We start from the raw sequence: 22,960 nt of genomic DNA, 5'->3' as shown, positions 1-22,960 counted from the left end.
AACCTGAAAGTTCACCGGCCTGCTTCATCGTGTCAGTCGAGCGGCCAGATTTCCCGGCTGGCCGCGCGAACGGCCTGCGCCGATTCGAGCGCCAGCACGTCCTGCGCGCGTTGGCGGCACAGCTGATAGTCGAGATTGCGCACCCGCGCCTTGATACCTGGCACGGAGACGGGATCCACGGACAGTTCGGTCACGCCGAGGCCCACGAGCAGCGGCACCGCGAGCGGATCGCCCGCGAGCGCGCCGCACACGCCCACCCACTTGCCGTGCTTCTCAGCGCCCTGCACCGCATGACCGATCAGGCGCAGCACAGCCGGATGCAGCCCGTCCGCCTGCGCGGCGAGATCCGGCTGGCAGCGGTCCATCGCGAGCGTGTACTGCGTGAGGTCGTTGGTGCCGATCGAAAGAAAATCCGCGTGCTTCGACAGCTGGTCCGACAGCAATGCCGCGGACGGCACTTCGATCATCACGCCGACTTCGACCGGCTCCGTGCGCCCGGCTTCCTTCGCGAGCGTATCGATGCGCTTGCGCAACGCGACGAGCTCGCCCGCGTCCGTCACCATCGGCAGCAAGATCCGCACGGCGCCCGCCGGCTGCACCGCGATCAGGCCGCGCAGCTGGTCGTCGAGCAGATCCGGGCGCACCTGCGCGAGCCGGATACCGCGCAGACCCAGCGCCGGATTCGGTTCGGGCGGCAGCGTCAGATAGTCGACTTCCTTGTCCGCGCCGACATCGAGCGTACGGATGATCGCCGTGCGGCCCGCGAGCGCATCGACGATCGACTGATAGCTCTGCCGATGCTCGTCGACGGTCGGCGCGGTCGAGCGATGGATGAACAGCAGCTCGGTGCGCAGCAGGCCGATCGCATCCGCGCCGTTGTCGACTGCGGTGCGCGCGTCGTCGAGCGTCGCGATGTTCGCGGCGACTTCGATCGCGCGGCCGTCCTTCGTTGCGGCGGACTGCTGCGACGTGCGGCGGTTCGCTTCGCGCACGCCGTCCAGACGCTGACGTTCGTTGCGCGCGCGTTCGACGTCGAGCGCAGTCGGCGCATGTTCAAGGCGCCCAGCGCTCGCATCGACGACGACCTGCGTGCCTTCGGCAATCGTATGCAGCGCATCGCCGACCGCGACCAGCGCCGGAATGCCGAGCTGCCGCGCGATGATCGCCGCGTGCGACGTCGCGCCGCCGCGCGCCATCACGAGCGCCGTGACGCGTGTACGGTCCAGCGACGACAGATCCGAAGGCGTGAATTCGCCGGCGGCAAGCACCGCTTCGGCGGGCAGCACGCGACCGGCGCCTTGCGCATAGCCGAGCGCGCGCAGCACGCGCTTGTTCAGATCGCGCAGATCGGCGGCGCGTTCGGCGAGCAGCGCATCGCCGACGTTCGACAGCACCGCGATCTGCGCGCGGATCGCTTCGCGCCACGCAAAGCCTGCGCTCTTGCCGAGGCTGATCTGATCGCGCGCGGCGTCGACGAGCGTCGGGTCTTCGAGCAGCACGCGATGCACCGCGAAAATCCCCGCTTCGCCATGCGCGCCGCGCTGCGACGCGTCGCGCACCGTCGTGTTGAGTTCAGCATCGACCGCGGCGAGCGCCTTGTCGAGCAGACGGCTTTCCGCTGCGGACGTGCCCGCGGCCTGCTCGGGCGGCTCGATCTCCGCGTCGTCCCAGCGCACCAGCGTGCCGACCGCGACGCCCGGCGCCGCGCACACGCCCGCAAGCGTGCCGGGCGGCAATGCGGCGGCGCTGGTATTGGGCATGGTCTTTGGTGCCGGCGAGGCCTCACGTGCAGGCTTCTCTTCGATCTCGCCATGCACTTCGCGCAACAGCTCGGCGGCCACCGCATCGACGGCTGCCTGTGCCTGCGGTCCAACGGCGAGCAGTTCGATCGTCGCGCCTTCGCCGGCGCCAAGGCCGAGCAGACCGACCACGCTTTCCACCGTCGCCTTGCGACCTTCATAACGCACTTCGACACGCGCATCGAGACCGCGCGCGGCTTCACGCGCACGCGCTGCGGGCCGCGCATGCAAACCGCCATGCTGCGTCAGCGTGACCTGACGGCGCGCTTCTTCCTGCACCACCGCGGACACGAGTTCCGCGGGACTCGCCGCGCCGTCGCGCGCGCGCAGCACTAGCAGCGGCGTTTCGCCCGCGGTCAGCGTGCCGCGTCCCGCGCGCTCGACGATCTCGAACGCATCCGAATTCGCGATCGCAACCACCGACACGAGGCTCGGCGCCGCGCACGCAATCTGGTCCTGATCGAACTCGATCAGCACGTCGCCGGCCTCGACCGTCGCGCCCTGCTCGACCATCGGCGCGAAGCCCTTGCCGTTCAGCGCGACCGTGTCGATACCGATGTGCAGCAGGATTTCGGCGCCTTCGGGCGTCGTCAGCGTGACAGCGTGGCCGGTGCGCGCCAGATGCGACACGACACCCGCGCACGGCGCGACCAGCTTGCCGGCAAGCGGATCGATGCCGATGCCGTCGCCGAACATGCCGCCCGAGAACACCGGATCGGGCACTTCGGCGAGCGGCACGACCGGACCGCTCAACGGCGCGATCAGCACGACAAGGCCTTGGGCAGGGCTCGACAAATGGGACTCCTCAACACGTCGCATCGCGTTTCTCGATCAATGGGTTTCGGTGACTTTGTTCAGGTGGCGCGGCGCATCGGGATTGCGGCCGCGCGCCGCGGAAAGGTCCGCGGCCATCACGTAGAACGACAGGATCGCGGCGATCGGATCGAGCGCCGGATTGGCAGTGGAAATCAGCGGCAGCATCACGTCGGCCGGCACGTCGCGCACGTCTTCGGGCGCGGCGAGCAGCACGTTGGCGCCGCGCGAACGCATGTCGCGCGAGAGCTGCAGCAGACCTGCCTGCTCGGGGCCGCGCGGCGCGAACACGAGCAGCGGATAGTCGCGGTCGATCAGCTCCATCGGGCCGTGACGCACCTCGGCGCTCGAAAACGCTTCGGCCTGAATGCCCGACGTCTCTTTCAGCTTCAGCGCGGCCTCCTGCGCGATCGCGAGACCGAGGCCCCGGCCGATCACGATCATCCGCTCGACGCCGCGCAACGCGACCACTGCCTTCGACCAGTCGAGCCGGCCCGCGGCATGCAGCGCGTCGGGCAGCGCGGCGAGCGCATCGAGCAGCGCCGCATCGCCCTGCCAGTGCGCGACGAGCTGCGCGGAGACGGAGAGCATCGCGATATAGCTCTTGGTGGCCGCGACGCTCAGTTCGGGGCCCGCCGCGAGCGGCAGATAGCTGTCGCACGCCTGCTGAAGTGGCGAATCGGGCACGTTCACCGCGGCGACGGTCAATGCGCCGGAGTCGCGCAGCGCGGTCATCGTGCCGACGAGATCCGGGCTCTTGCCTGACTGCGAGAACGCGAGCGCGAGCTGGTCGCGCACGCGCAGCGGCGCCTGCTGCAAGGTCGCGACCGACATCGGCAGCGACGCGACCGGCAGGCCGATGCGGCTCATCGTCAGGCTCGCGAAATAGCTCGCGGCGTGATCCGAACTGCCGCGCGCGACAGTCAGCGCGACATGGCGCGGCGCGTCGGCGAGTTGCCACGCGAGCGCTTCGACGCGCGCGGTATCGGCGAGCTGCGCGGCGACGACCTCGGCCGACGCCAGCGCTTCGTTAAGCATATTCGACAATCGATTCTCCTTCGACGTACGTCGCGCTCAGTGCCAGTTCACGATCGAACACGACGACGTCGGCCCACGCGCCACGCGCGATGCGACCGCGATCTTCGATGCCGAGATAGTCGGCGGCGTAGCGCGACAGACGGTTTGAAACGTCCGCCATGGGCAAGCCCAGCGAAACGAGATTGCGCAGCGCCTGATCCATCGTCAGCGTGCTGCCTGCGAGCGTGCCGTCGGCAAGGCGTACGCCGCCGAGACACTTGGTGACGTGCTGGCTGCCGAGGCGGTATTCGCCGTCCGGCATGCCGGTCGCCGACGTGCTGTCGGTCACCACGTAAAGACGCGGAATCGCGCGCATGGCGGCGCGGATCGCGCCCGGATGCACGTGCAGCAGGTCGGGAATGATCTCCGCGTATTCGGCGTGCGCGAGGGCCGCGCCGACCATGCCGGGATTGCGGTGATGCAGCGGCGACATCGCGTTGAACAGATGCGTGAAGCCGCACGCGCCGTGCTTGAGCGCGGCGACCGCGTCGTCGTAGGTACCGAGCGAATGGCCGAGCTGCACGCGCACGCCGCGCGCCGCCATCTCGGAGATGATGTCCATGTGCCCCGAGATTTCCGGCGCGAGCGTGACGACGCGGATCGGCGCGATCGACAGATACTTCAGCACTTCGTCGAGCACCGCCGACACCGCGGCGTCCGGCTGCGCGCCGAGCTTGCCGGGGTTGATGTACGGCCCTTCGAGATGCACGCCGAGCACGCGCGCGCCGCCCGGCGCGCGATTGCGCGCGTTGTGACCGAGGCCGGCCACGACGCTCATCAGCTCGTCGCGCGGCGCGGTCATCGTCGTCGCGAGCAGGCTCGTCGTGCCGTAGCGGGCGTGCGTGCGGGTGATCGTCTCGATCGCGTTGCCCGCTTCCATCACGTCCGCGCCGCCGCCGCCGTGCACGTGCAGATCGATGAAGCCCGGCAGGATGTACGGCGAATCGTTGGTCGACGGATCGACGGGATCGCCCTTGAGCGCTGTGATGCGGCCGTTCGCGAACTCGATCGTGCCGTGAATCCAGCCTTCAGTCGTCAGTATGTTTCCGGTCAGCATGAGAGTCTCTGGTCAAGCGTGATGCGGGTAGGGTCCGATGCAATGCGCAGCGGCCGTCGCGGAAGACCGCGCTAGCAGCGCAGTTCGGCGACGAAGTCGTAGTAGTCGTTGCGGCAATAGGTATCTGTCAGTTCGATCGCGCGCTGGTCCGAGCTGTAGCCGATGCGCGTGATCACGAGCAGTGCGGTGCGCGGCTCGACGTCCATCAGTGACGCGATCTCGCTCGATGCGTTCACCGCGCGAAAATGCTGCAACGCGCGCGTGATCGCCATGCCGCGCTGCTCGAGAAAGCCGTACAGCGACGCGTCGATCGCACTCGGGTCCGGCACGATCGAAGCGGGCAGCGTGGAGTGTTCGACCGCCATCACGATGCCGTCCGCGCGCCGCAACCGACGCAGACTCGCAACCGCCGCGCCCGGCGACAGGCCGAGATGCACGATCTCGTCGCGCGTCGCGGCGCGGACGTCGCGTTCGAGCCAGACCGAATCGGGCTTGAAGCCGCGCTGCTCCATCTTCTTCGTGAAGCCGACGAGGCGCGACAACGGATCTTCGACGCGTGGCGTGATGAAGCTGCCCGCGCCGCGAGCGCGCCGGATCAGCCCCTGCTCGACGAGCAGCGCGATCGCCTTGCGGGCGGTGATGCGCGAGACCCCGATCGCATCGGACAGCGTGCGCTCCGACGGCAGCGCCTCGCCCGCGGACCAGACGCCGCAGTGAATCGCATCGGCGAGGTTGCGCGCGAGTTGCAGATAGAGCGGAGTGAGGTTCCGCGCGTCGGGCGTGAGAGCGGACCAGCGGGTTTCCATGGGCTCGACCGGATGGCGAAGGTGGCAGGTAACGGCATCGAAGCGGAGCCCATTATATAACCAACATAATACCAGTCAACGAACTGGTATTATCGTGAGAAGTTCGACATAAGCTGTTGTTAACAAATGATTTTTTGCCCGTTTCGCAGGTGTTTCGGGCATCCGGAAGAGCCCAGGATTTACCCTTGGTCTCGTCAGCAAGACCAGTTGGGGCGCGAGTGGTCCGCTCGTGGTTCGTGCAATATTCTTTGACATCGAAGCTCGATGTAAGCGGTTATCACGTCGTTTATGCGGAATGGCGGTTTTTCTTGCCGATCCGATCCAATATAGTGATGATTGGCATGCAACCCCACCTGGAAACCCAATCTTGAGCGAATCAGCGCGGCATCGCGCCGAAGCCGTCCGGCATTTCAACCGCTTCTACACGCAACACATCGGCGCGCTGCACGAGCATCTTCAGAACAGCCCGTTCTCGCTGACCGAAGTGCGCGTGCTGCACGCGCTGTCGCGTGGCGATGCCGATACCGCGTCCGCCCTCGCGCGCCATCTCGGGCTCGACAGCGGCTACCTGAGCCGTCTGCTCGCGAGCTTCGAACGCCGCGAGCTGATCAGCCGCCGTCCGTCCGAAACCGATGCGCGCCAGTCGCTGCTGTCGCTCACCGACAAGGGTCGCGCAACCTACGCGCCGCTCGACGCCGCGGCGAACGAGGAAGTGTCCGCCGTGCTGTCCACGCTGTCGGAAGGTGAGCAGCAGCGACTGCTGGCGGCCATGCAGACCGTCGAATCGCTGTTGCGCCAGCGCATGCGCGAGGCCCCGATCACGCTGCGCGCGCCGCAGCCGGGAGATCTGAGCTGGCTCGTCCATCGGCAGGCACAAAGCTTTGCGGCGGAGTACGGCTGGAACCACCTGTTCGAAGGCATGCTCGCTCACACCGTGGCGGAATACGCGAGTTCAGCCGATCCGTTGCGCGAGGCGTGCTGGGTCGCGCAGCAGGGCGATGCGATCGTGGGGTCGGTGATGGTGGTCGGCGTATCGACCACCGTCGCGCGGGTGAGTCTGCTGTACGTCGAGCCCGATGTTCGTCGGATGGGCCTCGGTGCGCGGCTCGTGGATGAAGCGGTCGGCTTCGCGCAGCGCGCGGGCTATACGAAGCTGTCGCTGACCACGGCCGCGACGCTGCAGGATGCGCGACGTCTCGCGGAACGCTGGGAGTTTCGCTGCGCGGCGTCCGCGGTCGAGCAGCGGTTCGGGACAGAACTCGTGGTGGAGCGGTGGGAGCGGGAGTTGCAGGAGATGCGGTCCGTGCCTTGACCCGTGAACTACCTGGCTGGTAGCATTTGACCTGAAAACTACGTACGAGCGGGTGCGAAAAACGTAGCGCCGCCCGGGCAACCGGGTCCCACCAGGAGTGGGAGTTCTGTCGAAAGATGGATAGAGAGTCCCGCATGCAACGGCCACCAACAGGTGGCCGTTGGTCTTTCTGCGCACCTATCCTCGAATCTTCTTTCCGAGGTACGCCGCACGCAGCAAGGTTTCGAACGCGACCTTGCGAGCGCCAGCTTGCCGCTTCGTCAATCCTTCGTCCAGCACGTAGGCCGATTGAACCCGCAGGATCAGGCGGCGCCTGCGCGCGTCGTCTTTCTCCACTTCGAAGAAGACCGCATAAAGCGACGTCGTACCGTCATGATTCGTATTTTCGAGCGTCACGAAATTTGGCCCGCGTTCACCTGCGATCGTGATACGCCGCGACGGCAAGTGAATGATGATTTGCCGTAGAAGTTTACGGGACAGCGCATAGCGCTCGGGGCTCAACACGCGTCGTTCCCGCCCGTCGTCGTAAATCTCGCTCTCAGGTATGAACCTTCGCTCGCGCCCGTCTCGCCGGAAACTGTGCGAGAAGCAGTGGCACGAGAAGAGCACGAGCACAGAAATTTCGCTACCGAGCCCTAGATCGGTCTTAAACGCGAAAGCGTCGAGATGAGTGAGATCCCACGGGATCCCGCGATAGACGACACCCGAAAAGCGATGCGCGGGTTCCGACTGAATATCAACGATCCGGAGTGCAACCTGCCCCATCGCATGGTTTTCCCATTCTGCATGACGTTCTACGACGTTCGATGATTAGGTAACCGTATCATTGACTCATAGAAGTGCACATAGCCAGAAAGGAAGATCGCGCGTGATTGGGAAAATCCTTGACGAAAAAAAGCCACGGCACGCCGTGGCTTTCTGCTACAAGAGTAATTCCGATGGCACGCGTCAGAACGACGGCACCACCGCCCCCTTGAACTGCGTCTTGATGAACTGACGCACGTCGTCCGACTGGTACGCCGCCACAAGCTTCTTCACCCACGGCTTGTTCTTGTCCACTGCGCGCACGGCGATCAGATTGGCGTACGGGCTGTACACGTCTTCGAGGGCGATCGCGTCTTTCGTGGGTTGCATGCCTGCTGCCAGCGCGTAGTTCGTGTTGATCGCGGCAGCGTCCACGTCCGCGAGCGAACGCGGCAGTTGCGCCGCGTCGAGTTCGACGAGCTTCACCTTCTTCGGATTCGCGGCGACGTCGAGCGGCGTCGCGTTGTTGCCGTTCGTGCCGGCTCCAGCGTTCAGCTTGATCACGCCTTGCGCCTGCAACAGCAGCAGCGCGCGGTTCTCGTTCGACGGATCGTTCGGTACTGCGATCTTTGCGCCTTGCGGCAGATCCTTCAGCGACTTCAGCTTCTTCGAATACACGCCGAGCGGCGAGATATAGGTGAGGCCGGCACTGACGATGTGATAACCGCGCTGCTCGACCTGACTGTCGAGATACGGTTGATGCTGGAAGCTGTTCGCGTCGAGATCGCCCGCGTCGAGCGCGGCGTTCAGCTGCACGTAGTCGTTGAACTCGATGACCTTCACGTTGAGGCCCTCGCGCTTCGCGACCTTCTGCACAACCGACCAGATCTGCGCGTCGGGACCGCTGATGGTCCCGACCTTGATGACCTGATCGTCGGCGCGCGCCACCACGCTGGTGGTCAGCGCGATTGCGGCGAAACTGGCGGAGAGGGCTTTGAGGAGATGTCTGCGCTGCATGGTGTTCTCGTGTTCTCTTGCTAAGACTGTTTGAGGCGGTTGCGATACTGCGTGGTGATGCGACGTAATGCGATATGACCCGCCGCCGATGAATCCGGCGGTTGCGGCTAAAACCGGGGCCGTGATGTTGGCACAGCGCGCGTGCGAAGGGAAATACCGGGATCGCATATCGATATGCATGCGATGCGGCGCGGTGCCGCGAGCGGAATAACGACGGCAGCGAGATCGGGACTACGAACGCCCGCGGCACGCGAATGCCGATGCACGCCGATAATGTCGGAAGCCACCCGACCTCGTTGCGCGGAACGCCGATCGCGTCCGCGTTGCGAGCCCAGTACTGCGCGTCATCGGCGCCATTCAGCCAGCGGGAATCGTATGTACGTCGTCAAACTCACTTATTGCGCGCCGCTCGAACGCGTCGATGCGGCGCTCGAAGCGCATCGCGCCTTCCTCAAGCGACATTTCGAAGCGGGCGTATTCCTGATCGCGGGACCGCGCATTCCGCGCGAAGGCGGTGTGATTCTCGCGACGGGTATCGATCGCGCGCAGCTCGATGCGATCCTCGCCACCGACCCATTCGCCGAGCAGCAACTCGCCACCTACGAGATCACGGAATTCAGCGCGGCAAGGCTCGCACCGGGCATCGATGTGCCGAACCTGAAGTGATGCGCCGCGTGATTGACGCGGCACACGAAGCAGTACGATGCAACACGACGAACCTCAGTCAAGCAGCAGCTTGATGTCGTGTACCCACGGGCTCGCGCCCTGGCCGTCGCGCGCGAACAGACGCAGTTTGCCGGACGGATCGAACACGTAGCTCGCCGCCGTATGGTCCATCGTGTAGCTGTCCGGCGTCTTGCCCGGCACCTTCGCGTAGTAGACGCGGAAGTCCTTCGTCACCTGCTTCAGCTGCGCATCGTCAGCGGGACGCAGCGCCGCGAAAGTGGGATTGAACGCCGTGACGTACTGACTCAGCAGCTGCGCCGTGTCGCGCTCCGGATCGACGGTGACGAACAGCACCTGCACGCGCTTCGCGTCGTTGGGGCCGAGTTGCTGCAGCGCCTGCGCGAGCTCTGCCATCGTCGTGGGGCACACGTCCGGGCAGTGCGTATAGCCGAAGAACAGCACGACGACCTTGCCCTTGTAGTCGGCAAGCGTGCGCGTCTTGCCGTTCGTATCGGGCAGCGAGAAATTCGAGCCGAACTGCGTATTGCCGGTGATATCCAGATTCTGGAACGCCGGTTCTTCTTTACCGCACCCCGTCAGCAGCGCCGTGCCGCCCATGGCGAGCGCAACGGCGCCAGCCAACAAGGCGGCGCGCGACGCGCGCGCAAGCCATCGTGTCAGCATCATGCAGCCTGTGGATTTACGCGCCGATCAACGCGCGCGTGTAGTGGTCGACCAGCAATGCCGCGAACAGCAGCGACAGATAAACGATCGAGTAACGGAAGGTCTTACGCGCGAGCGCGTCGGAATATTCCCGGTAGATGTTCCAGGCGTAGCCGAGGAAGATCGCGCCGAGCACGACGGCAGACGTCAGATACACGAGCCCGCTCATGCCCGAGATGTACGGCATCAGCGTGACCGCGAACAGGATGACGGTGTAGAGGAGGATGTGCAGCCGCGTGTACTGCTCGCCGTGCGTGTTGGGCAGCATCGGCAGGCCGGCGTTTTCATAGTCTTTGCGGCGATACAGCGCGAGCGACCAGAAATGCGGCGGCGTCCACACGAAAATGATCAGCACCAGGATCCACGCATCGCCCGGCACCGCGCCCGTGACCGCGGCCCAGCCCAGCGCCGGCGGCATCGCCCCCGACGCGCCGCCGATCACGATGTTCTGCGGCGTAGCGGGTTTGAGCAGCAGTGTGTAGATCACGGCGTAGCCGACGAAGGTGGCGAGCGTGAGCCACATCGTCAGCGGATTGGTGAACGTGTAGAGCGTCCACATGCCGATGCCGCCAAGCACCGCCGAAAACAGCAGAATCTGCACCGTGGTGATTTCACCGCGCGCGGACGGCCGCCACGCGGTGCGACGCATCTTCGCGTCGACCTTCTGCTCGACGAGACAGTTGATCGCGAACGCGGCGCCCGCGAGCAGCCAGATGCCTACTGCGCCGCCGATCAGCACCTTCCACGGCACCATGCCCGGCGTGGCCAGGAACATGCCGATCACCGCGCAGAACACCGCGAGCTGCGTGACACGCGGCTTCGTCAGCGCCAGGTACTGGGAGATGCGGTTGCCGGGATGGTGGGAGAGAGTTGTGCTGTCCATGGTGTGCAATCACGCTGGCGCGGCGTCGCGCGCGGGTACAGCGGCGCGGCCGGGACGGCTATAGGCGATTCGAAAGTTTAGCATGACGACGAGCAGCAGCAGGATCGCGGCGCCGCCGTTGTGAGCCACCGCAACCGGCAACGGCCACTGCAGCACGATGTTCGACAGGCCCGTCGCGAACTGGATCGCGACCACCAGCAATACGCCGTTGGCCGGCCGCCGCAGTGATTCGTAGCGGCGCATCCGCAGCGCGAACCACACCAGATAAGCGATCACGACGAATGCGAAGGTGCGATGCGTCCAGTGGATCGCCACCAGCGCCGCCTGCGTGATGTAGTCGCCGTCGCCGTTCATGCCGAGCGCGCGCCACAGGTGGAACCCGTGCGCGAAATCCATCGGCGGAATCCACTGGCCGTTGCAGGTCGGGAAGTCGGTGCACGCGAGGACCGCGTAGTTCGTGCTGACCCAGCCGCCCAGCGCGATCTGCACGACGAGCAGCGCCAGCGCGGCAAGCGCCGCGGCGCGCCAGCGGCCGGCATCGGGCTCGTACGCGGGCAGCGGCGTCTGCCGCGCGGCGAACCAGCCGAGCGTGCCGAGCAGCGCGAGGCCGAGCATCAGGTGCGTGGTCACGATGATCGGCTGGAGCTTCATCGTGACGGTCAACGCGCCGAAGACGCCCTGCACGACGATCAGCAGCAGCAGCGACGTCGGCCACCACGGCGACACGTGCAGCGGACGGCGGCGCAGCTTCGCGGTCCACGCGAGCACCATCTGCGCGATGATCAGCACGCCGATCGCCATCGCAAAGTAGCGGTGGATCATCTCGATCCACGCCTTCGACATGCTCACCGGCCCCGTCGGCATCGCGGCAAACGCGGCAGCGATCTGCGTGTGCGCGATGAACGGCGACGACGTGCCATAGCAGCCGGGCCAGTCGGGGCAGCCGAGGCCCGAATCCGTCAGCCGCGTGAAGCCGCCGAACATCACCAGATCGAGCGTGAGGAAGGTCGTCACCCAGACGAGCTTGCGGAACTTGTTGTCGTCCGCCTTCACCCAGACGTACGACAGCGGCAGCAGCGCGATGCAGAGGCCGATCAGTCCGAGTTGCAATACGTAAAACATGGTGTCCTGTTTGTGTCGCGAGCCAGGCGAATCAGCCGATGCTCGACCATTTCAGCAGCTTCGTGATGTCGCCCTTGATCTTCGTCGGGTTCGGATCCTTCGGGAAGCGCTCCATCAGGTTGCCGTTCGGGTCGACCACGAAGATGTGATCCTGCAGCGTCGTGCCGGCATCGACCGGCAACCATGCGGCCAGTGCAGCAGGATCGGCGACGTACGTCTGCGTGTCCGGATACGCGTTGCGGATCACGTCGGGCACCGGCGTGCTATCGGTGCGCAGCCAGACTTCGACGACGCGCCCGCGCTCGCCGCCCTGCGTAGCGCGCACCTGCCGCATGAAGTACAGCTTGGTCGCGCAGGTCTTGTCGCAGGCGCTGCTGTCGACCGAGATCATCAGCCAGCGGCCGCGCAGCGATGCGAGCGGGACGCTCTTGCCATCGGCGCCAGTCACCGTGAGCGACTCCGGAATCGGCCGTTGCGGCTGGATCAGCGCACCGTAGCTCGTGGTGCCGCCAGCGGGCTTGAACACGTAATAGGTGAGATAGGACCCGATGATCGGCGCCGCGCAGATCACGGCGAGCAGCAGCAGCGTCCAGCGGCCCCGCCGCCACGAACCCTGGCGCGCGCCCGGGTTCGTCCGGCCCGACGCGCTGCCCGCGGCGCGCGCCCCGGCCGATGACGGATTCGACTGCTGTGAGCGGGGGGATGGCGTCGACACTACTGAACCTCTTTTCATGTTGGACCGGCGGCACGAGGTGCCCAGTCCGCTGCTTCGAAATGATCGCCCGGATCGGACGGCGATGTCCGACACTGCGGCCTTATGACGCTACGTGGTACGCACGCCGTGCGGCGTGGATCGCGCTTCGCGAATAACTCGCGGGCGCGTTGAAGCGCCCTCGCGCCGCCGTCGCCGTCAAACCGTCGGCGCCTGTTCCTTCTTCGCCGCGCGGCGCGCGGCGTACAGCCCGAATGCGACGGCCGCGACCGCCATGCCCCACCACTGGAGCATGTAGCCATAGTTGCGCCCGACATCCATCGTCGGGACGGGCCAGTTGCGCACCAGTCCGTCGTGGTCGTCGCTACTCTGCTGGATCACGAACGGCTGCAGCGGCAAGCCGGTTTCCGCCGCGTACGCGGTGACGTCGAGATTCTGCCGGATTCGCTGATGCGGCGCCGAGCCGCCCTGCCCGAGTTCGAACGCCTTCGACGCATCCGCGCGCGCGATGCCTTCCACTTCGACATCGCCCTCCGGCGTCGTGTACGGCGCGATCGTCGTGCGATTGTCCTGGTTGCGCGGCAACCAGCCGCGATTCACGAGCACGACGCCGCCGTCAGCGAGTTTAAGCGGCATCACCACGTAAAAGCCCGGCTGGTCGTTATACGGGCGATTATCCAGATAGACGACGTAGTCGGTCAGAAAACGCCCCACCGCCTTCACGCGATGAAACTCGATGTCCTTCAGCGCGACCGGCGCCGCGCTCAGCTGCTGCGCCGGCGCGTTTTCGAACTGCGTGATGCGCGCCTCGAGCGCTTCCTTCTGATGCGCGCGGTCGCGCTGCCAGAAGCCGAGCCGCACCGTCACGGCGACGACGATCAGGATCAGCAGCGCGGGCATCCAGCGGATCTTCATTGTGCCCGCACCAACGCCGCGCGCCCCGGGACGCACGGTGAGATAATGACCCAATCGTCTTTACGCTTTCGATATTTCGCTGCTTCCATGCACATACTCGTTCCCATCGCCTTCGTACTGATCATCGCCAGCATGATCTCGGCCCTGTACTTCATGGTGCACGACAAGGGCCAGTCGAAGCGCATGGTGTGGTCCCTCGCGACGCGGGTCGGACTGTCCATCTCGCTGTTCCTGTTCATCCTCTTCGCACACTGGATGGGCTGGATCCAGTCGACCGGCATTCCGCTCGGCCGTTAGCCTGACACGGGATATGCGGCTCGCGCCGTGAACCCGAGCGCCCGGCTGGGTGAGACGCTGCGTCGCACCGCATCGCGCCTACCACGCCCCTGCATTCCACACCCATCAAGCACAACGCCGCCGTGACGTGGGTCGAGGGCGGCGCTGCGATTCAAACCTGTGTTCACTTCGCGCCGCGGTCAGTTGGACGGCGGTCTGGCCGGCCCTCGCGCTGCATGTTCGATGCGCCGCGCGAACGCCGGTTCCTTCCTCGTTAGCGTAGCAACCCCGCTTACAGCCAGTACACGACGACGTACAGACCCAGCCACACGACGTCGACGAAGTGCCAGTACCACGCCGCGCCTTCGAATGCGAAGTGGTGATCGGGCTTGAAGTGACCCCGGATCATCCGCACCAGCACGACGGTGAGCATCGTGCCGCCGAGGAACACGTGGAAGCCGTGGAAGCCGGTGAGCAGGAAGAACGTCGAGCCGTACACGCCGGACGCGAGCGTCAGGTTCAGCTCGTTATACGCGTGGTAATACTCGAAGCCTTGCAGGAACAGGAAGCACAGGCCCAGCACGATCGTCGCGGCGAGCCAGCCGATCGCCTTGGTACGGTGATCGTCGCGCAGCGCGTGGTGCGACACCGTCAGCGTGGCGCCCGACGACAGCAGCAGTGCCGTGTTGATGGTCGGCACCGGCCACGGCGTCATCGACTTGAACGTGCCGACGAGCGCAGCGGGACCGTTGTTCGGCCACACCGCCGAGAAATCCGGCCAGATCAGCTTGTAGTCGAGGCTGCCGAGCTGATGCAGGGCGATCTCGCGGGCGTAGAACAGCGCACCGAAGAACGCGCCGAAGAACATCACTTCGGAGAAGATGAACCAGCTCATGCTCCAGCGGTACGACTTGTCGACGCGCTTGCCGTACATGCCGCCTTCGGACTCGGAGATCGCGTCGCCGAACCAGTGCCACAGCACGAAGAGCAGCCACAGCAAGCCGGCCAGCGCGGTGAAAGGCGCCCACGGCTCGCCGTTCACCCACGCCGCCAGCGAACCCAGAATCACCAGCAGCCCGAGCGCCGCGGTGATCGGGTGCCGGGACGGGTGCGGCACGAAGTAGTACGGGCTATCGTTTTGACCGCTCATTCTTGATTCTCCACTTCAGTCCAGTTGTTCCGCTCGGGCCGGTTGAATCCGGCCTGTAATCGACAGCGCGTCGCTTCGCGCTGCTCCGTGTGTATCTCTCTTGCACGCCAGGCTCGCCTGGCGCGTCTCCATGTTTCAGCCGACCACGAAGTGCACGACGGCGATCAGGATGCCGATGAAAATCGCCGCGCCCAGCAGCGCCGCGATGATCAGATGCACCGGATTCAGCTGCGTCGCATCGGCTTCGAGGTCGCGGCGCTTGCGCACGCCGAAAAACGACCACAGCACCGCCTTCATCGACTGCCCGAAACTGCTCTTGCGGGCGCCACTGCCACCGTTGCCGCCGCTACCGTCCATGGCCGTCTCCGCCTTCATCGAACGCCCCGTCATGCCGGATTCTTCGTGTCGGCCGCAGCCGGCGCCGGCGTGTTCAGCTCGAAGAACGTGTACGACAGCGTGATCGTCTTCACATCCTTCGGCAGCTTTTTATCGACGACGAACACCACGGGCATCCGCTTCGATTCGTGCGCTTGCAGCGTCTGCTGCGTGAAGCAGAAGCACTCGATCTTGCGGAAATACTCGGTTGCCTCTCGCGGTGCGTAGCTCGGGATCGCCTGCGCCTGCACCGTCCGGTCCTGCTGGTTCGATACGTCGTACATCACCGTCATCACTTCGCCCGGATGCACGTCGAGCGAACGCTGCTCCGGCATGAAACCCAGCGGCCCGCGCGCGTTCGCGTCGAATTCGACCGAGATCGTGCGGGCCATGTCGACCTGCGTATTCTTCGCGTCGCGCAGCGTCGTATCGCGCTGCACCAGGTTATTGATGCCGGTGACCTGGCAGATCGCGCGGTACATCGGCACCAGCGCGAACCCGAAACCGAACATCAGGAACGCGACGACGACGAGCTTGATCAGCATCGGCCGGTTGAAAGAGCGATCGGCCTCGGCGGGGGGCTGCGTCGACATCACGAATTCCTGGCGAACATCACGTCAAAACAAACGGGCCACGACGTCACGCGAAAAAGCATTGCTTGACGAAGATCCCCACAAAAAAAGCGGCCACGATCGCGAACAGGATCAGGCCGAGCCTGATGTTGCCCTTGCGAATCTCTTCGGGCGACCGTCTTTTTTGTGGACTGCCGGTCATGCTGAACTTCCCTGAACCTGCGGTTTGAAATCGAGGCGGCCCTGACCGCCTCGCGAAACCCGGCTTCGCAGCGAAGCGAAGCCGGACTCCGTATTAGCTTGGCTTGGTGCTGCTTCCGGCCGATCGATTATTCGACCGTCGGCGGAATTTCGAACGTGTGGAACGGCGCCGGGCTCGGCACGGTCCACTCGAGGCCCGTCGCGCCATCCCACGGCTTGTCCGACGCCTTTTCGTGCTCGCCGCCGCCGCGATAAGCCGGCAGCGCGACCGCGAACAGGAAGTACACCTGCGCGAGACCGAAGCCGAACGCACCGATCGTGATGACCTGGTTCCAGTCGGTGAACTGCGCCGGGTAGTCGGCATAACGACGCGGCATGCCGGCCAGACCGACGAAGTGCATCGGCAGGAACGCGAGGTTGAAGAAGATCAGCGACGCCCAGAAGTGGATCTTGCCGCGCGTCTCGTTGTACATCCAGCCGGTCCATTTTGGCGACCAGTAGTACCACCCTGAGAACAGCGCGAATAGGGACCCCGCCACCAGCACGTAGTGGAAGTGCGCGACCACGAAGTAGGTGCCGTGATACTGGATGTCGAGCGGCGCCATCGCGAGCATCAGGCCCGACAGACCGCCGAACGTGAACACGATCAGGAAGCCCACGGCGAACAGCATCGGCGTTTCGAACGAGAGCGAACCGCGCCACATCGTCGCGACCCAGTTGAACACCTTCACGCCCGTCGGCACCGCGATCAGCATCGTCGCGTACATGAAGAACAGCTGGCCCGTGACCGGCATGCCCGTGGCGAACATGTGGTGCGCCCAGACCATGAACGACAGGATCGCGATCGACGCCGTCGCGTACACCATCGAGCTATAGCCGAACAGCGGCTTGCGCGAGAACGCCGGGATCACCTGCGACACGATCCCGAACGCCGGCAAGATCATGATGTACACCTCGGGGTGCCCGAAGAACCAGAAGATGTGCTGGTACATAACCGGGTCGCCGCCGCCTGCCGCGTTGAAGAACGACGTGCCGAAGTGGCGGTCGAACAGCACCATCGTGATCGCGCCCGCGAGCACCGGCATCACGGCGATCAGCAGGTACGCGGTGATCAGCCACGTCCACACGAACATCGGCATCTTCATCAGCGTGAGGCCGGGCGCGCGCATGTTCAGGATCGTGACGACGATGTTGATGCCGCCCATGATCGACGAGGCACCCATGATGTGGATCGCGAAGATCGCGAAGTCCATGCCCGGGCCCATCTGCGTGGAGAGCGGCGCGTACAGCGTCCAACCCGCGGCGGTTGCGCCGCCCGGCACGAAGAACGAACCCACCAGCAGCACCGCCGCCACAGGCAGCAGCCAGAAGCTGAAGTTGTTCATCCGCGCGAAGGCCATGTCCGATGCGCCGATCTGCAGCGGGATCATCCAGTTCGCGAAACCGACGAACGCCGGCATGATCGCGCCGAACACCATGATCAGGCCGTGCATCGTCGTGAGCTGGTTGAAGAACTCCGGACGCATGATCTGCAGGCCGGGCTCGAACAGCTCCGAGCGGATCAGCAGCGCCATCACGCCGCCGGACAGGAACATGATGAACGAGAACAGCAGGTACAGCGTCCCGATGTCCTTGTGGTTGGTGGCGAACAGCCAGCGACGCCAGCCATGCGGGGTAGCGTGCGCGTGGTCGTCGTGACCGTGCTCGTGGCCCGTGACTACATCGTGTCCGATGCTAGACATGACAATCTCCTAAAACGAATACTGCTGCGGCCGTCGGTATGACGTCAGGCCGCCGGGCTGATTTCAACACGCCGGGCTTCCTTGGCGTCGCTACCGCCCGTGATCGTTTCCGGCTTCTTCAAGATGATGTGGTCTTCCGCGATGCCGGCTGCCTTCAGCGCATCGCGAACCGCCTGCGCGCGGCGCTTCGCGAGATCCGCGTTGGTGCTTGCCGAGCCCGTCGCGTCGGTGAAGCCCGACAGCGTGAACTTCGCATCAGGATGCGCCTTCGCGTAATCCGCTGCAGCCTGCACGGCCGCCTTCGCGTCGTCGGGCAGCGTGCTCTTGCCCGTGTCGAAATAGATGCTGGCCGGCAGGCTTGCCTGCGGGGCCGAAGCCGCGCTGTCCGAGCCGCTCGCTGCGCCCGATGCTGCCGCTGCGCCGCTTGCGCCCGCTGCATCGCTCGACGCTGCCGCGCCACTAGCGCCACTTGCTGCTGCGCCGCTTGCCGCTGCCGCATCGCTCGCGCCAGCCGCACCGCCCGCCAGATGATCGCCGCCCTCGGGCATCTTGCCGTTACGCGCATCGGCAACCTGACGCGGTTGCAGGATGTCGCCGGTATGGTTGCCCCACGAGTTGCGCTCGAACGTGATGACCGACGCGATCTCGACGTCGGACAACGTGGGCGCCCACGACGGCATCGCGTTCTTGCCGTGCAGCACGATGCTCACGTGGTTCGCGATCGGGCCGTTGGCGATCTTGCTGCCGTCGAGCGCCGGGAACGCGCCCGCGCCCTTGCCGGTCGGCTGGTGGCACACCGCGCAGTTCGCCATGTAGACCTTCTCGCCGCGCTCTTTGAGCTCGGCCAGCGTGTAGGTCTTGTTGGGATCGTCCGCTGCCGCCGACATTTTCTTCTTCTCGTCGTCGACCCACTTCGTGTAGTCGTCATCCGACAGCACCTTCACCACGACCGGCATGAACGCGTGTTCCTTGCCGCAGAGTTCGGTACAGAAGCCGCGGAACGTGCCGATGCGATCGGCCTTGAACCACGTGTCGCGCACGAAACCCGGAATCGCGTCCTGCTTCACGCCGAAGGCTGGCACGTACCACGAGTGCACGACGTCGTTCGCGGTGGTGATGATGCGGATCTTCTTGTTGACCGGCACAACGAGCGGGTTGTCGACTTCCTGCAGGTACGTATCGGTGATCGGCGCCTGGCCGTTCGTTTCCGAACGCGGCGTGGACAGCGTGGACAGGAAGTTGATGCCCTCGCCCTCGCCCTTCACGTAGTCGTAGCCCCACTTCCACTGATAGCCGGTGACCTTGACCGTGAGATCGGCGTTGGTGGTGTCCTTCATCGCGACGACGGCCTTCGTGGCCGGCAGCGCCATCAGCACGACGATCACGAACGGGACGATCGTCCAGATGATTTCGACCTTGGTGCTTTCATGGAAATTGGAGGCCTTGTGGCCCCGCGATTTGCGGTGGGCGAAGACCGAATAGAACATCACGCCGAACACGCCGACGAAGATCACCGTGCACAGGAGCAACATCATCATGTGCAGGTTGTAGAGCTCCTCCGCGATCCGGGTGGCAGGCGGCTGAAAGTTGATTTCGTTGACGCGGGGGCCGCCTGGACTGTCGCCGACTGCAAGGGCGGCGCCGGCGAAGAGCAGCCCGCTACACGCCAGCACGCCCGAGAGGGCTCGCTTGATTGTTTTCATAGCTTCCTTACCCAAAATTTCCATTCAAACCCTCGACCCCGCTGGAAGGCTTCGCCGCGCCGTCCCTGAACCGGCCGCGACCTGGCGCGTCTAACCGCAACGCGTGAGCCATGCGCGCAACTCGCCGGCGAACTGTGCGCGCCGGTACTGCGCGAGGTGTTGCCCGATCATGATCGTCTGACCGCGCGAAACCAGTGTGATCCGGTCACGCGGCGTGGCTCCCGCTTCGACCCGCACCCAGCGCGGGTTGAACTCGAACTGCGTCAACTGTTCGGCACTCACCTGCTCGATCACGAGCCGGTTTGGAAACAGCCTGATACGTTCGTAGTCGACCGCATGACGTGCGTACAGCACGAACGCGACGCCGACAGACAGCAACTCGATACCGGTGAACGGCAGCACAAGCCAGGCGCCGTTCAGCAACAGCAGGAATGCAATCAACAGCGAGAACAGCGCAAGCGAGATGTAGAAGTAGACGAACTGTCGGGGCGACACGGAGCAGTTGCGCTTCATGAGCCAGTCCTTGAGGACGGGCTCCTGCTCCGCCAGCAGACCGGTTGCATGCATCGCTGCCTCCTCCGCCGACACGACCGATGGAATCACATCTCGTGCTCGTCGTTCAACACTCGGGCCTGCCACCCCAAATATGGGGACCCCGGGCGACAAACTGACGCATTATAGGCGCGTTCAATGGCATCCACAAGCAAACGGCTATCGGCCGAAAAGCCAGGCGCGACAAGCCTCTGCGCCCTTTTGACGCACCTTTTGCCCGCCTTCTGGACCGGTAATTTCTGACATAACGGATGGCCCCTTTACCCGCTTACCGATTCCTTGCCCGACCCCGTCCGATGTCCTCGATCCGCACGATTCCGTGCCCCTCGGCAGTGGTGCGCGGCACGGCCTTCCACGCGTGTCCGTAGATCACCTCGAAGGTCAGCGCGAGCGTGCCGTCCGGCCGTCTGCGGGCTTCCAGCGCGGCCAGCAAGGCCTTGTGCAGCCTGCGCGACACACGCGCCGCAGCCGCTTCGCGCTCGAACGGATAGGCGCCCCAGCGGCGCACGTCCGCCAGCAGCGATTCCGGCGACTTGTAGGTGATCGTGATCACTTCCTGGTCCATCACGGGAATCTCGAAGCCGCTCTCGACCAGCATGTCGCCGAGATCGTGCATGTCGACGAAGTCGATCACATGTGCGCGCGACCCGAGACCATGCGCGGCGTCGATCTCTGCCCAGGCGCCGCGCAACTCCTTCAGCGTATCGGGGCCGAGCGTGCTGAACATCAGCAGACCGTTCACCTTCAGCACGCGCTGCCACTCCGGGAATACGAGGTCGGGGCGCGCATGCCAGTGCAGCGCGAGATTGGACCAGATGAGTTCGAACGCGCCATGCGCGAACGGCAGCGCGGAAAAGTCGGCCTGCGCGAAACGCGGACCGCGGTTGCCGAGCGCCTTGCCGATCGACGCCGGCAGGAATCGGCGCCAGCCGGTGTCGTCCGTGTCGTGGCGCAGCGCGCGCGTCAGCATCGCATGCGAGAGATCCGCGCCGAACACGGGCGCTTCGGGAAAGCGGGTGCGCAGCGCGGGGATGTCGTCGCCGGCGCCGCAGCCGGCATCCAGCACGCTGGCCGGTGAAATCTTGATGTAGTCGAGGCGCTCGTTCATGCGAAGCGCGATTTCGCGCGGCAGGAAGGCGACGTCTTCGAAGGCCGCTGCGCGACGGTCGAAAATGCGCCGCAGGCGCCGGGCGTCATAGGCCGGACGGCCAGATTTGGCGGATACAGGGGACATGGCGGTCTACGGGCGAAGTGTGCGAAGTATACTCGCTCGCTCCGAAGCATTCAGAGCGAGGGCCTTCGCGGGTCGCGACGCATGCGCTACGCCGATTTTCGACTCCGACAGGATGCGGGCATCGCGAGGTTCGCGAAACGCATTTCGTCGTCACTCGACCGCGCGCTGCAGGTCGTGCTGCCGAATGTGTGCGCGCTGTGCGGCAATATGTCGCAGCAACCGGTGTGTGCCGGTTGCGACGACGCGTACTGGAACGAGCCTCGCTTGCGCTGCAACGTGTGCGCCGTGCCGCTCGCGCGAAATCGACGTCAACACGCGGGAGCGAGCCACGGCATGCGCGATGCTGAACGTCGTTGCGCCGACTGCGTTGCCGCACCGCCGCCGTTCGACGCCACGTTCGCGCTCGCCGACTATCGTCCGCCGCTCGATCGCCTCGCGCTCGGTCTGAAGTTTCGCGCGCGCCTGATGCTGGCAACCGGGTTCGGTCGATGTCTCGCGCACCGCGCACGGGAAGCCGCCGACGAACCCGGCGCGAGCGCGTTGCCGGACCTGATCGCGCCCGTGCCGTTGGCGTGGCAACGGTTGATCGAGCGCGGCCACAACCAGGCGTGGCAGATCGCAAAGCCGCTCGCCAGCGCACTGCGCGTTCGTGGCAGCGCGACGCTGTTGCGCCGCGTGGTCGATACGGCGCCGCAGTCGAGGCTCGATCTCGACGCGCGGCGTCAGAACGTTGCGAGCGCATTTCAGGTGGCGGCTTCGGTGCAAGACCTGCACGTCGGTATCGTCGACGACGTGATGACGACGGGCGCCACGCTCGAAGCCGTCGCCATCGCGCTTAAACACGCCGGCGCGCGGCGCGTGACGAACTTCGTCGCGCTGCGTACTCCGAAAAACTAGCTGTCTAAACGAGCTTCCCAAGCGATCGAAGTCATGTTCAACGTCGTACTGGTCGAACCGGAAATCCCGCCGAATACCGGCAACGTCATCCGCCTGTGTGCGAACACCGGCGCACGGCTGCATCTGATCGAGCCGCTCGGCTTTCCGCTCGACGACGCGAAAATGCGCCGCGCGGGCCTCGACTATCACGAGTACGCGGAAATGCGCGTGCATCGCGACTGGGACGCGCTGATCGACAGCGAACGCCCGGACCCGGCGCGTATGTTCGCGTTCACCACGCGCGGCTCGAGCCCGTTCCATTCGAAGTCCTTCCGGCCCGGCGACTGGTTCGTGTTCGGCGCCGAGACACGCGGCCTGTCCGCCGCGCTGCTGGAGCGTTTCGCGGTGGAACAGCGCGTGCGCCTGCCGATGCGACCCGGCAACCGCAGCCTGAACCTGTCGAACACGGTGGCGGTGGTGGTGTTCGAGGCATGGCGACAAGCCGGCTTCGAAGGCGGAGCGTAGCGACGAACGGCAACGGCCGCGCGGCGCGGCGCGCTCAGCGCGATCCGCACGGCGTCGCTTCATCTATCGAAAAAGGGAAAACCGTAGACGCAGCAACCGATCGACGGA

Annotated in this window: 24 protein-coding genes; 5 read left to right on the top strand and 19 right to left on the bottom strand. The window is 65.2% G+C overall.

The window, feature by feature from the left end; translation table 11 throughout:
• Nucleotides 1–32: 32 nt before the first annotated feature.
• The 4 genes from ptsP to DVS29_RS12795 all read right to left on the bottom strand — a co-directional run bounded on the left by ptsP (nt 33) and on the right by DVS29_RS12795 (nt 5,552).
• Nucleotides 33–2,618: a phosphoenolpyruvate--protein phosphotransferase gene (gene ptsP / locus DVS29_RS12810; RefSeq protein WP_118180838.1), complete on the bottom strand. Its 2,586-nt coding sequence runs from the start codon at nt 2,616–2,618 to the stop codon at nt 33–35.
• Between the two features lie 12 nt (nt 2,619–2,630).
• Nucleotides 2,631–3,659 (bottom strand): SIS domain-containing protein, encoded by a 1,029-nt coding sequence (locus DVS29_RS12805; protein ID WP_205962442.1) that lies wholly within the window; start codon nt 3,657–3,659, stop codon nt 2,631–2,633.
• Nucleotides 3,643–4,746 carry an N-acetylglucosamine-6-phosphate deacetylase gene (nagA, locus tag DVS29_RS12800; RefSeq protein WP_118180836.1) on the bottom strand — a complete coding sequence of 368 codons (1,104 nt, stop codon included), beginning with the start codon at nt 4,744–4,746 and terminating at the stop codon, nt 3,643–3,645. The genes DVS29_RS12805 and nagA overlap by 17 nt, the downstream gene beginning before the upstream one ends.
• 71 nt (nt 4,747–4,817) lie before the next feature.
• Nucleotides 4,818–5,552, bottom strand: a complete 735-nt coding sequence (locus DVS29_RS12795) for a GntR family transcriptional regulator (protein ID WP_118180835.1) — start codon at nt 5,550–5,552, stop codon at nt 4,818–4,820.
• Between the two features lie 364 nt (nt 5,553–5,916).
• On the opposite strand from DVS29_RS12795, the gene DVS29_RS12790 reads away from it, so the two are divergent.
• Nucleotides 5,917–6,864, top strand: coding sequence for a GNAT family N-acetyltransferase (locus DVS29_RS12790; RefSeq protein ID WP_420816105.1), 948 nt, complete (start codon nt 5,917–5,919; stop codon nt 6,862–6,864).
• 177 nt (nt 6,865–7,041) lie between these two features.
• On the opposite strand, the gene DVS29_RS12785 is transcribed toward DVS29_RS12790, so the two are convergent.
• Together DVS29_RS12785 and DVS29_RS12780 are read right to left on the bottom strand one after the other, a co-directional pair.
• A complete protein-coding gene (locus tag DVS29_RS12785; protein WP_118180833.1) occupies nt 7,042–7,629 on the bottom strand; it encodes a hypothetical protein in 588 nt (195 codons plus the stop codon).
• A gap of 183 nt (nt 7,630–7,812) precedes the next feature.
• Nucleotides 7,813–8,625 (bottom strand): MetQ/NlpA family ABC transporter substrate-binding protein, encoded by an 813-nt coding sequence (locus DVS29_RS12780; RefSeq protein ID WP_118180832.1) that lies wholly within the window; start codon nt 8,623–8,625, stop codon nt 7,813–7,815.
• A gap of 375 nt (nt 8,626–9,000) precedes the next feature.
• Between DVS29_RS12780 and DVS29_RS12775 the strand changes: the two genes are divergently transcribed.
• Nucleotides 9,001–9,291, top strand: a complete 291-nt coding sequence (locus DVS29_RS12775; protein WP_118180831.1) for a YciI family protein — start codon at nt 9,001–9,003, stop codon at nt 9,289–9,291.
• Between the two features lie 54 nt (nt 9,292–9,345).
• Here the strand turns inward: DVS29_RS12775 and DVS29_RS12770 are convergent, their stop codons facing one another.
• The 5 genes from DVS29_RS12770 to DVS29_RS12750 form a co-directional block, all read right to left on the bottom strand.
• Complete coding sequence (locus DVS29_RS12770) at nt 9,346–9,975, bottom strand: SCO family protein (protein WP_118181003.1); 630 nt, start codon at nt 9,973–9,975, stop codon at nt 9,346–9,348.
• Between the two features lie 16 nt (nt 9,976–9,991).
• The gene (gene cyoE / locus DVS29_RS12765) at nt 9,992–10,897 is read right to left on the bottom strand and encodes a heme o synthase (protein WP_118180830.1); all 906 of its coding nucleotides are present in this window, start codon (nt 10,895–10,897) and stop codon (nt 9,992–9,994) included.
• 9 nt (nt 10,898–10,906) lie between these two features.
• Nucleotides 10,907–12,019: a COX15/CtaA family protein gene (locus DVS29_RS12760; protein ID WP_118180829.1), complete on the bottom strand. Its 1,113-nt coding sequence runs from the start codon at nt 12,017–12,019 to the stop codon at nt 10,907–10,909.
• 31 nt (nt 12,020–12,050) lie between these two features.
• A complete protein-coding gene (locus tag DVS29_RS12755; protein WP_118180828.1) occupies nt 12,051–12,734 on the bottom strand; it encodes an SCO family protein in 684 nt (227 codons plus the stop codon).
• A gap of 195 nt (nt 12,735–12,929) precedes the next feature.
• Nucleotides 12,930–13,646: an SURF1 family protein gene (locus DVS29_RS12750; protein WP_118181002.1), complete on the bottom strand. Its 717-nt coding sequence runs from the start codon at nt 13,644–13,646 to the stop codon at nt 12,930–12,932.
• Between the two features lie 87 nt (nt 13,647–13,733).
• On the opposite strand from DVS29_RS12750, the gene DVS29_RS12745 reads away from it, so the two are divergent.
• On the top strand, nt 13,734–13,943 hold the full coding sequence (locus DVS29_RS12745) for a twin transmembrane helix small protein (protein WP_118180827.1): 210 nt from the start codon (nt 13,734–13,736) through the stop codon (nt 13,941–13,943).
• Nucleotides 13,944–14,214: 271 nt separating this feature from the next.
• Here DVS29_RS12745 and DVS29_RS12740 read toward each other — a convergent pair whose 3' ends face one another.
• From DVS29_RS12740 to DVS29_RS12710, 8 genes are all read right to left on the bottom strand, one after another.
• Nucleotides 14,215–15,072 (bottom strand): cytochrome c oxidase subunit 3, encoded by an 858-nt coding sequence (locus tag DVS29_RS12740; RefSeq protein WP_118180826.1) that lies wholly within the window; start codon nt 15,070–15,072, stop codon nt 14,215–14,217.
• A gap of 135 nt (nt 15,073–15,207) precedes the next feature.
• Nucleotides 15,208–15,429: a DUF2970 domain-containing protein gene (locus tag DVS29_RS12735; RefSeq protein WP_118181001.1), complete on the bottom strand. Its 222-nt coding sequence runs from the start codon at nt 15,427–15,429 to the stop codon at nt 15,208–15,210.
• A 29-nt stretch (nt 15,430–15,458) separates the two neighbouring features.
• Nucleotides 15,459–16,040, bottom strand: coding sequence for a cytochrome c oxidase assembly protein (locus DVS29_RS12730; RefSeq protein WP_118180825.1), 582 nt, complete (start codon nt 16,038–16,040; stop codon nt 15,459–15,461).
• 46 nt (nt 16,041–16,086) lie between these two features.
• On the bottom strand, nt 16,087–16,221 hold the full coding sequence (locus DVS29_RS37815; RefSeq protein ID WP_240655569.1) for a cytochrome oxidase small assembly protein: 135 nt from the start codon (nt 16,219–16,221) through the stop codon (nt 16,087–16,089).
• A gap of 127 nt (nt 16,222–16,348) precedes the next feature.
• Nucleotides 16,349–17,962, bottom strand: coding sequence for a cytochrome c oxidase subunit I (ctaD, locus tag DVS29_RS12725; RefSeq protein ID WP_118180824.1), 1,614 nt, complete (start codon nt 17,960–17,962; stop codon nt 16,349–16,351).
• A gap of 44 nt (nt 17,963–18,006) precedes the next feature.
• Nucleotides 18,007–19,689 (bottom strand): cytochrome c oxidase subunit II, encoded by a 1,683-nt coding sequence (gene coxB / locus DVS29_RS12720; RefSeq protein WP_118180823.1) that lies wholly within the window; start codon nt 19,687–19,689, stop codon nt 18,007–18,009.
• 66 nt (nt 19,690–19,755) lie between these two features.
• On the bottom strand, nt 19,756–20,232 hold the full coding sequence (locus tag DVS29_RS12715) for a DUF2244 domain-containing protein (protein WP_118181000.1): 477 nt from the start codon (nt 20,230–20,232) through the stop codon (nt 19,756–19,758).
• Nucleotides 20,233–20,485: 253 nt separating this feature from the next.
• Nucleotides 20,486–21,451 carry a methyltransferase domain-containing protein gene (locus DVS29_RS12710; RefSeq protein WP_118180822.1) on the bottom strand — a complete coding sequence of 322 codons (966 nt, stop codon included), beginning with the start codon at nt 21,449–21,451 and terminating at the stop codon, nt 20,486–20,488.
• Between the two features lie 81 nt (nt 21,452–21,532).
• Here DVS29_RS12710 and DVS29_RS12705 point away from each other — a divergent pair, with 81 nt between their 5' ends.
• Together DVS29_RS12705 and trmL are read left to right on the top strand one after the other, a co-directional pair.
• A complete protein-coding gene (locus DVS29_RS12705) occupies nt 21,533–22,348 on the top strand; it encodes a ComF family protein (protein ID WP_118180821.1) in 816 nt (271 codons plus the stop codon).
• Nucleotides 22,349–22,381: 33 nt separating this feature from the next.
• Nucleotides 22,382–22,852 (top strand): tRNA (uridine(34)/cytosine(34)/5-carboxymethylaminomethyluridine(34)-2'-O)-methyltransferase TrmL, encoded by a 471-nt coding sequence (trmL, locus tag DVS29_RS12700; RefSeq protein ID WP_118180820.1) that lies wholly within the window; start codon nt 22,382–22,384, stop codon nt 22,850–22,852.
• Nucleotides 22,853–22,960 lie beyond the last annotated feature (108 nt).

This window comes from Paraburkholderia phosphatilytica (genome assembly GCF_003443895.1).
Classification (GTDB): Bacteria; Pseudomonadota; Gammaproteobacteria; order Burkholderiales; family Burkholderiaceae; genus Paraburkholderia; species Paraburkholderia phosphatilytica.
Note: the sequence above shows the minus strand (reverse complement) of the source record. Positions and strands in the feature narration are given on the sequence as shown.

Excerpts from the sequence above, each read along its gene's own strand:
- DVS29_RS12710 (WP_118180822.1), bottom strand. The coding sequence starts at position 21,451 with ATGTCCCCTGTATCCGCCAAATCTGGCCGTCCGGCCTATGACGCCCGG.
- DVS29_RS12745 (WP_118180827.1), top strand. The coding sequence starts at position 13,734 with ATGCACATACTCGTTCCCATCGCCTTCGTACTGATCATCGCCAGCATG.
- DVS29_RS12750 (WP_118181002.1), bottom strand. The coding sequence starts at position 13,646 with ATGAAGATCCGCTGGATGCCCGCGCTGCTGATCCTGATCGTCGTCGCC.
- nagA (WP_118180836.1), bottom strand. The coding sequence starts at position 4,746 with ATGCTGACCGGAAACATACTGACGACTGAAGGCTGGATTCACGGCACG.
- DVS29_RS12730 (WP_118180825.1), bottom strand. The coding sequence starts at position 16,040 with ATGTCGACGCAGCCCCCCGCCGAGGCCGATCGCTCTTTCAACCGGCCG.
- coxB (WP_118180823.1), bottom strand. The coding sequence starts at position 19,689 with ATGGAAATTTTGGGTAAGGAAGCTATGAAAACAATCAAGCGAGCCCTC.
- DVS29_RS12715 (WP_118181000.1), bottom strand. The coding sequence starts at position 20,232 with ATGCATGCAACCGGTCTGCTGGCGGAGCAGGAGCCCGTCCTCAAGGAC.
- ctaD (WP_118180824.1), bottom strand. The coding sequence starts at position 17,962 with ATGTCTAGCATCGGACACGATGTAGTCACGGGCCACGAGCACGGTCAC.
- ptsP (WP_118180838.1), bottom strand. The coding sequence starts at position 2,618 with ATGCGACGTGTTGAGGAGTCCCATTTGTCGAGCCCTGCCCAAGGCCTT.
- DVS29_RS12735 (WP_118181001.1), bottom strand. The coding sequence starts at position 15,429 with ATGGACGGTAGCGGCGGCAACGGTGGCAGTGGCGCCCGCAAGAGCAGT.
- DVS29_RS12760 (WP_118180829.1), bottom strand. The coding sequence starts at position 12,019 with ATGTTTTACGTATTGCAACTCGGACTGATCGGCCTCTGCATCGCGCTG.
- DVS29_RS12795 (WP_118180835.1), bottom strand. The coding sequence starts at position 5,552 with ATGGAAACCCGCTGGTCCGCTCTCACGCCCGACGCGCGGAACCTCACT.
- cyoE (WP_118180830.1), bottom strand. The coding sequence starts at position 10,897 with ATGGACAGCACAACTCTCTCCCACCATCCCGGCAACCGCATCTCCCAG.
- DVS29_RS12785 (WP_118180833.1), bottom strand. The coding sequence starts at position 7,629 with ATGGGGCAGGTTGCACTCCGGATCGTTGATATTCAGTCGGAACCCGCG.
- DVS29_RS12705 (WP_118180821.1), top strand. The coding sequence starts at position 21,533 with ATGCGCTACGCCGATTTTCGACTCCGACAGGATGCGGGCATCGCGAGG.
- DVS29_RS12780 (WP_118180832.1), bottom strand. The coding sequence starts at position 8,625 with ATGCAGCGCAGACATCTCCTCAAAGCCCTCTCCGCCAGTTTCGCCGCA.
- DVS29_RS12740 (WP_118180826.1), bottom strand. The coding sequence starts at position 15,072 with ATGAGCGGTCAAAACGATAGCCCGTACTACTTCGTGCCGCACCCGTCC.
- trmL (WP_118180820.1), top strand. The coding sequence starts at position 22,382 with ATGTTCAACGTCGTACTGGTCGAACCGGAAATCCCGCCGAATACCGGC.
- DVS29_RS37815 (WP_240655569.1), bottom strand. The coding sequence starts at position 16,221 with ATGACCGGCAGTCCACAAAAAAGACGGTCGCCCGAAGAGATTCGCAAG.
- DVS29_RS12775 (WP_118180831.1), top strand. The coding sequence starts at position 9,001 with ATGTACGTCGTCAAACTCACTTATTGCGCGCCGCTCGAACGCGTCGAT.
- DVS29_RS12770 (WP_118181003.1), bottom strand. The coding sequence starts at position 9,975 with ATGCTGACACGATGGCTTGCGCGCGCGTCGCGCGCCGCCTTGTTGGCT.